Annotated in this window: 2 protein-coding genes; both read right to left on the bottom strand. The window is 75.9% G+C overall.

Annotation, left to right across the window (positions count from 1 at the left end; translation table 11 throughout):
• The coding region (locus tag AC2W7A_RS12500) for an enoyl-CoA hydratase/isomerase family protein (protein WP_485991621.1) at positions 1-865 on the bottom strand (865 nt) is incomplete at its 3' end.
• A gap of 228 nt (positions 866-1,093) precedes the next feature.
• Complete coding sequence (locus AC2W7A_RS12495) at positions 1,094-1,273, bottom strand: hypothetical protein (protein WP_485991620.1); 180 nt, start codon at positions 1,271-1,273, stop codon at positions 1,094-1,096.
• Positions 1,274-1,362: the final 89 nt, after the last annotated feature.

Below are 1,362 nucleotides of genomic sequence, written 5' to 3'. Positions count from 1 at the left end.
CGAGGGTGGACGGCGGGGCCGGCGAGGTGGGGCGGCCGGGGCGGGCGGCCTGGAGCTTCGCGAAGCCGGCGAGGGCGCGGTCCCAGGCGGCGTCCGAGGTGTCCCGGTCGCGGTGGGCGGCGATCTCGGCGGCCACGGCCTCGTCCCCGGAGACCACGGCGGCGGCGAACGCCAGGCCGTCGGCGAGCAGGTCGCCGTCGGTGATGCGGTCCATCAGGCCCAGCTCGTGGGCCTCGGCCGCCTTCAGCAGACGGTTGTTGTCCAGCGGGTTCTTCAGGATCACCGGCACGGCGGCCTCGGGGCCGATCAGGTGGGGCACGCGCCAGACGCCGGACCAGCCGGGGATCAGGCCGAGGCGGACCTCGGGCAGCCCGAAGCCCTTGGCGTCCGCGGCCACGATCCGGTGGTCCGCGGCCAGGGCGAGCTCCAGGCCGCCGCCGAGCGCCAGGCCGTTGACGAACGCGAAGGTGGGCACGTCCAGGGCGGCGATGCGGTCGTAGACGGCGTGGCCGAGCAGGGAGAGCTCCCGGCCCCGGGAGGTGTCCTCGAAGGAGGCGACCAGGGAGAGGTCGGCACCGGCGGCGAAGGTGCCCTCCACGCCGGTGAGGGCGAGGGCCTGGATCTCGCCGGCGGCGGCCCGCTCGGCCTGGGCGTCGAGCACGCGGCCGAGCTCCAGGAGGGTGCGGGGGCCGAGGGTGGCGGGGCGGCGCGGGCCGGCGCCGTTGTCCAGGGTGAGCAGGGCCAGGGTGCCGGCGCCGCCGGGCAGCTCGTGGTCGGTCACCTCGGTGGTGGTCACCACCTCGTTCGGGGCCATCCCGGCGAGAGACTCGAACGGCTCGAGCGGGGCGGGGGAATGCGCGGTCATGGTGCTCCTTGCGGGTCGGGTCGGAGGGGGCATGCCGCCGCCCATCGTTCCCGACGACGGCCGCTCACCTCTGTCTTCCCCGTCACATTACCGGCGGGTAACCTCCCGGCGCATCCGCCGTCCGCATGTGGCGGTGCGCCCGCGGCGAACACGGGCCTGCGGCGACCACCAGCCCGCGGTGAACACGCGTCCGTGGCCGGCACGGGCCGGCGGAGCCGTCCGGACCGCTCAGGCGGGGAGCGGGTTGAGGAAGGAGACCGTGAGGATGGCGGTGGTCTGCTCGACCTGCCAGGGGCGGGCACCGAGCCTCGCCAGCGCCTCGGCGACGGACTCCGGGGTCACCACCGCGGGCGGGCTCCAGCAGATCCGGCGGAGGGTGTCCGGGGTGAGCAGGTTCTCGGTGGGCATGCGAGCTGATCTGCGTGCCGGGCGATCCAGGGCTTGGCCGTGCGCAGCCGCGCGTCGGCCGCCGGATCGCGGTCCTTCCACAGTCGCGG

The organism is Micrococcus sp. LASM2_SD2 (assembly GCF_057364565.1).
The sequence above is the reverse complement of the archived record's forward strand: the minus strand, read 5'-3'. Positions and strand labels throughout refer to the sequence as shown.